The 5,238-nt window shown below is 59.8% G+C and carries 5 protein-coding genes; 2 read left to right on the top strand and 3 right to left on the bottom strand.

Translation table 11 applies throughout. The features are described 5' to 3' along the window. Positions 1 to 212: 212 nt before the first annotated feature. Positions 213 to 395, bottom strand: coding sequence for a hypothetical protein (locus IRZ31_RS19990; protein WP_297157092.1), 183 nt, complete (start codon positions 393 to 395; stop codon positions 213 to 215). Positions 396 to 568: 173 nt separating this feature from the next. On the opposite strand from IRZ31_RS19990, the gene IRZ31_RS19985 reads away from it, so the two are divergent. Together IRZ31_RS19985 and IRZ31_RS19980 are read left to right on the top strand one after the other, a co-directional pair. After that, positions 569 to 1,888: an NAD(P)/FAD-dependent oxidoreductase gene (locus tag IRZ31_RS19985; RefSeq protein WP_297157089.1), complete on the top strand. Its 1,320-nt coding sequence runs from the start codon at positions 569 to 571 to the stop codon at positions 1,886 to 1,888. A 123-nt stretch (positions 1,889 to 2,011) separates the two neighbouring features. After that, on the top strand, positions 2,012 to 2,908 hold the full coding sequence (locus IRZ31_RS19980; RefSeq protein WP_297157086.1) for an RNA polymerase sigma-70 factor: 897 nt from the start codon (positions 2,012 to 2,014) through the stop codon (positions 2,906 to 2,908). A 107-nt stretch (positions 2,909 to 3,015) separates the two neighbouring features. Here the strand turns inward: IRZ31_RS19980 and IRZ31_RS19975 are convergent, their stop codons facing one another. Both IRZ31_RS19975 and IRZ31_RS19970 read right to left on the bottom strand, forming a co-directional pair. Beyond that, on the bottom strand, positions 3,016 to 3,897 hold the full coding sequence (locus IRZ31_RS19975; protein ID WP_363325707.1) for a DUF6585 family protein: 882 nt from the start codon (positions 3,895 to 3,897) through the stop codon (positions 3,016 to 3,018). A 232-nt stretch (positions 3,898 to 4,129) separates the two neighbouring features. Continuing rightward, complete coding sequence (locus tag IRZ31_RS19970; RefSeq protein ID WP_297157081.1) at positions 4,130 to 4,960, bottom strand: CPBP family glutamic-type intramembrane protease; 831 nt, start codon at positions 4,958 to 4,960, stop codon at positions 4,130 to 4,132. Positions 4,961 to 5,238: the final 278 nt, after the last annotated feature.

Here is a 5,238-nt window from a genome sequence, read left to right as displayed (position 1 = left end):
AGCCGCGCCAGTTCGCCTGCGTTCTCTGGATCGATTGGATAGCTATTCTCCGGTTCCGCCATTGACCGTGCTCCTTGCTCAACCTCATGTTCATCTAGCGCCCAGACTAGCGCTAGCGCCATCGTCTCCGGCGCTCCTTCCTCAAGTGTACCAGGAGCCGACCGCGCAGCGGAAGGGATACAGTAACAATACTGCTGGATGGACATTCGCCGTTAGCTCAGGTGAGGTCGGAACAGCTCGATCCTGCCCTGCTCTTCCAACACCTTGCCACCTGCTCGCTGATCAACCTGCTGTACACGCAGAGCGTCGCCTAGCATAGGCGGTCCCTGATGCGTTTCCGGCAGGCCATAGAGCGGCAAGCCCGCTTGACGACACCAGGCAAAGCGCTCTGCCATCTGCTGCCTGCGCTGACTGGCCTGCCATCCAACGAACAGTCTCCGCTCTCAGCTCGCCAAGATCAGGTCAACGCTAGCCGAGAGTTGGCTGTCGTGTTTGCCTGTCACAAAGAAGGGGGGGCTTCCGTCTGCTTTGTGTCATCACCCAAAGACAACCCTTTTCTGGAGGATATATGAAGCAGACAGATGTCGTTATCATAGGAGGTGGCCTGACGGGACTGACTGTCGCCACTTATGTAGCGCGGGCCGGCCTCCAGGTAGCCGTCTTTGAAAAGGCGGCCAGTTTCGGCGGGCGCGCTGCCACCCAGGATCACCAGGGCTATAGCTTGAACCGCGGGGGGCATGCCCTCTATCCCGGCGGAGCAGCGACACGGGTCCTGCGCGAGCTTGCCATCAGCATTCCTGCCGGCTCGCCGCGCAACGTTCAGGCACTGCTCCAGGGCCAGTTTTTTCCCTATCCGGGCGATCCTGTCAGCTTGCTAAGCACAGCACTGCTCAAAGGCGCAGAAAAATGGGAGCTGCTGGGACTGCTGGCCAGACTGGCCATGCTTAAACCACGCTCGCTGGCCTCCGTCAGTGTGCAAACCTGGATCGATCAACACGCCAGACATGAGCGTGTCCATCGGCTGCTGGATGCCAGCGCCCGCACACTGACCTACAGCGGCAATCTGGAGCTGATCAGCATGGAGCCATTTCTCACCCAGCTGCAGCTTTCGCTGAGACGGCCCGTGCTCTATATTGATGGGGGCTGGCAAACACTGGTTACAGGGCTGCGCCGCACGGCAGAGCAGGCCGGGGTCCATCTCCATCCAGGGACACGCGTGGAGGCGGTTCTTCAGAACGACGGGCGCGTTCGCGGTATCGAGCTGAGCGATGGGCGTCTCTATGAGGCGCGGGCCGTGGTGCTGGCAACTGAGCCGGCTGACGTCGCGCGATTGGTAGACGATCCCCTGCTGCAACAGCGTCTGGCGGGGCTGACGCCACTTGTAGTGGCCTGTCTCGACGTGGCCCTGCAGAGCCTGCCGCGTCCCGATCGGCCAGTTTCCCTGGACCTGGATCAGCCCCGCTTCTACTCGGCTCAATCGCTCTTTGCTCACGTTGCGCCAGCCGGCGGGGCAGTACTGCACGCCCTCCGCTACCTTGATCCGATGGCCCCCGGCGATGCGCACGAGCACGAGCGCGAGCTAGAGGCGCTGCTCGATCTGGCTCAGCCTGGCTGGCGCGATCGTGTGGTCAGGCGCTTCTTCCTGCCACACATGCAGGTCATGGGCGCCACACCGACCGCCAACACCAACGGTTTTGCTGGCCGCCCAGCTTCCCGAGTGGAGCACATCAGCGGCCTCTACCTGGCTGGCGACTGGGTTGGCCAGGAGGGCTACCTCGCCGATGCCAGCTTTGCCAGTGCACACCAGGCGGCACAGTTATTGCTCACCGACCTGGCCGGTCAGCAGCAGGCGGCCACTGGCCGGTCAGGGCCAGAGCTGGCTGCCTAGATACGATATGATACACTCCATACAGGTGTCTGTGTCTTGGACCTCTAAGAGAACAAGACACAGACACCTGCCGCCCAGGCTTCGCCCGGCGATAGACTATCATCTGCCAGACTGAGATCGCGCATGACAAAGACAAACGAGGAGACAGCTCGCATTTTCCAAGAGTATCGGGTCCTGCTCTTCTCCATCGCCTACCGCATGCTAGGCGAGGCGAGTGCAGCCGAAGATATGGTACAGGAAGCCTTTGTACGCTGGCTGCAGGCCGACGAGCAGGCAGTGGAGTCACCACGCGCCTACTTGACCACCGTTGTGGTGCGGCTGTGCATCGATCAGCTGCGCTCCGCCCGAGTGCGGCGCGAGGTCTACATCGGCCCGTGGCTGCCAGAGCCGCTGGCAACCGAGCAGCACCCTGAGCTGGTCGCCACGGCAGAGCTGGCGGAATCGCTCTCCTTTGCCTTCCTGCTTATGCTGGAGAAGCTCAGCCCCCGCGAACGGGCTGTCTTGCTGCTGCGCGAGATCTTTGACTACGAATACTCGGAGATCGCTGCGATTCTCGGCACTCATCCGGCCAGCTGCCGGCAGTTGCTGCACCGCGCTCATCAACGTCTGGGCGAGGAGAGGAGACGCTTCCAGGTTCCACACGCTCAGCAGGAACAGCTCACGGCCCAGTTCCTGCGCGCCACCGCCGAGGGCGATATCGAGCGCCTGCTCGGGCTGCTCACCGATGAAGCGGTCTTCATCGCCGACGGCGGCGGCAAGGTCAAGGCCGCGCTCAGGCCGATCCAAGGAGCGAAACGCGTGGCGCGCGGCATGCTCGGCGCGCTACGCAAGTGGTTTCCGCCTGATCTGCAGCCGCTGCTCGCTGAGGTCAACGGACAGCCGGCGATTGTCGGCCTGGCGCAGGGGAAAGCCGTAGGTGTCGTTCTCCTGGAGCTGGAAGGGGAGCGGGTGAAGCGCATCTATGGCGTGGTCAACCCCGAGAAACTGCACTGGCTGCAAGAAAGACAGATTCGCCCTTGATCTGCCAGCACGAGCTTTCACCCTTTACCCGCCCAGCCAGCGCGCTGAGACCGCTCCGGGAAGCAGACGGCGAGGTGCGCTCAGGAAAGAGCGTTTCCTGGAGCTCGCTAGCCCTCCAGCCCTACGATGCCCAGATAGCGCTGGAACACATAGTCTTTCAGGCCCAGGAAGACGCTGATGTTTGGCAGCCTGGAGAGAGACCAGAAAACGTTTTTCTTGTCCACCTTCTCAATGGTCAGAGAGGTATTTCTGACAGTGATGTCGAGCATTTCGCTCCAGAGGAGCGTACTGTCTTTATAGCTCAGCCCTTCGCGGTTAACGCTCACCTCACCAAAGTGAACGGTCTCGCCAGCTTCGAAGGCCGCAATCGCCTGGGGCAACAGGCGGCTTTTGATCTGCTCGTCCAGGAGACTGATCAGCTCCTGCCTTCTGACCATAGCAAGATCGAAAACCAGCTTTTTACCTTCCTGCAGCTCCAATGTATATAATTGATTATTTACCGTATAATCAACAAAGGTATCACCCGCAGCACCGATATTAACCATCTGCGTCTTTTGCCTTACTTCTAGCCAGAGAGCCGTAATCTGATCCCAGCGGCAGGCTGTAAGACGTCGGCCCCTTTTATAGACGAATCCTCTATCGTACACATAGATCCCCCATGACCGGCGGGCCAGATTCAGGAGCAAGGCCAGCAGGAAGAGCGGGAAGGCTAGTATAAGCAGAGCGCCCGCTATAAACAGCCAGATGATAAAGTACTCGTAAAGTCTTTCAAGGAGATTGTTGCAACTTGTAATAAGGACAACGAGCAGATAGCCCAAAGCCATATACAGCAGAATTGGCACTATACTCAGGCAATCTTCAAACCCAGCGAGAACCGAGGGTCGGTAGTGCCGCTGGGGCAGGCCCAAATCGGCGCGCTGGGCCTGCTGCGCCACATCAGGCGGAACTGGGAGAGGCTGCTGAGTCTGTTCTTGAGGGGACTGTGACACCGGGGATCACCTGCCCTTTTCTCTCTTGAAAACATCAGGCTCTCTGCTTTGTTTTGTTGTCCCAAGCTACCTGGATTGCGTAATAAGAGAGACAGCTACCCGTTCACTGAAGAGAACGACTGCAGGAGATCTTTTTTCGGCTTCAGATTCTTCAAATACGGTTACCCATAGCAGGACATCGTGAGCACGAGCAGCTACCAGAGAGCAACCGACGCGGCTGGAGTCAGAGCGACTAGCGATCGGCAGGCGTCTCTGCCGTCCGCGCCGAGCGCAGCCTTTTCCCAAGGGAATCGCCGAGGATATGGAGCACGAGATCCGCACTAAAATGGCCTAGCATCGCCGCCTCAAGACCATAGCGCCAGAAGAGATAGCCGAAGGCCACACCGGCAACGCCGTTGAGAAGAATAGCCCGTCCGATCAAGAGCGGGGTCAGCCTGGCAAACGCTGCCGTGGTAGGCAGATGGCCCAGACCAAAGAGCAGAGCCGCCACGACAGCGGCCAGCCAGAACGCTCCTGGCGCTGGCTCACCCCCCGGCAGATGCCAGACGAAACCCAGCAGCCAGGCGAACAGCGAGAGGAGGAAGAGACGACATAACAGCTCTTCAGCGATGCCACCGTAAAAGCAGGCCAGGAAACGCTTCCAGAGCGCCGGGATCGGCAAGGCTGTGCGCATGGCCTCCGGCAACCGTGGCCAGAAAACCAGGATCTCCAGCACGAGCAGCAGCGCGGCAGACCCCAGGCCCAACAGCAGCGCTGGCTCGACGAGCGCCTGCGCTTGCGCCGTCACCGCTTTACCCGCCAGCAGCCCCTCCAGCAAGGGAGCCCCCAGGCCAATACGATGGGCAATAGGCAGACCCAGGCCCACCGCTACCACCAGCAGCACACCACTCTGCAACCATTGCAGCAACAGCAGCACCCACAACGGACGCCGCAGGCGCTCCTGCGCCTGCTTGAAAGCCTGACCGTTCAGTTCGAGCAGATAGGGAGTGAGACAGGCAACACTGACGAGCGCCGCGCCGGTTAGGACGGCGAACTCGACCCAAGAGAAAGAGAAGTTCAACATCGGACCATCTCATCTATGATCTACAGCAGGTGCTCTAATTATAGCATATAGCAATACAACTAACCAGGGTGGAGGCACTCATCCAGTGTCACGGCTGCATGTTATCCAAACCATTAAAGACGCAAAGACTGCCTCGAAGGGCAGCGTTAGCTAGTGAGCTAGCTAGCTAACGCTGCTGGCTTCGAGACAGCCCAACAAGAGCGGTCCAGGTAAGAGGCAGATAGAAACAACTGATGTAGCGAACCGCGGGCACCGACTCCCTGGCTGCTAGACAACAC

This window comes from Thermogemmatispora sp. (assembly GCF_019683635.1).
GTDB lineage: Bacteria > Chloroflexota > Ktedonobacteria > Ktedonobacterales > Ktedonobacteraceae > Thermogemmatispora.
This window is presented reverse-complemented; position numbering and strand designations above follow the sequence as displayed.

Bases quoted from the DNA above. Each gene is read 5' to 3' on its own strand.
- IRZ31_RS19990 (WP_297157092.1), bottom strand. From the start codon at position 395: ATGGCAGAGCGCTTTGCCTGGTGTCGTCAAGCGGGCTTGCCGCTCTAT.
- IRZ31_RS19985 (WP_297157089.1), top strand. From the start codon at position 569: ATGAAGCAGACAGATGTCGTTATCATAGGAGGTGGCCTGACGGGACTG.
- IRZ31_RS19980 (WP_297157086.1), top strand. From the start codon at position 2,012: ATGACAAAGACAAACGAGGAGACAGCTCGCATTTTCCAAGAGTATCGG.
- IRZ31_RS19970 (WP_297157081.1), bottom strand. From the start codon at position 4,960: ATGTTGAACTTCTCTTTCTCTTGGGTCGAGTTCGCCGTCCTAACCGGC.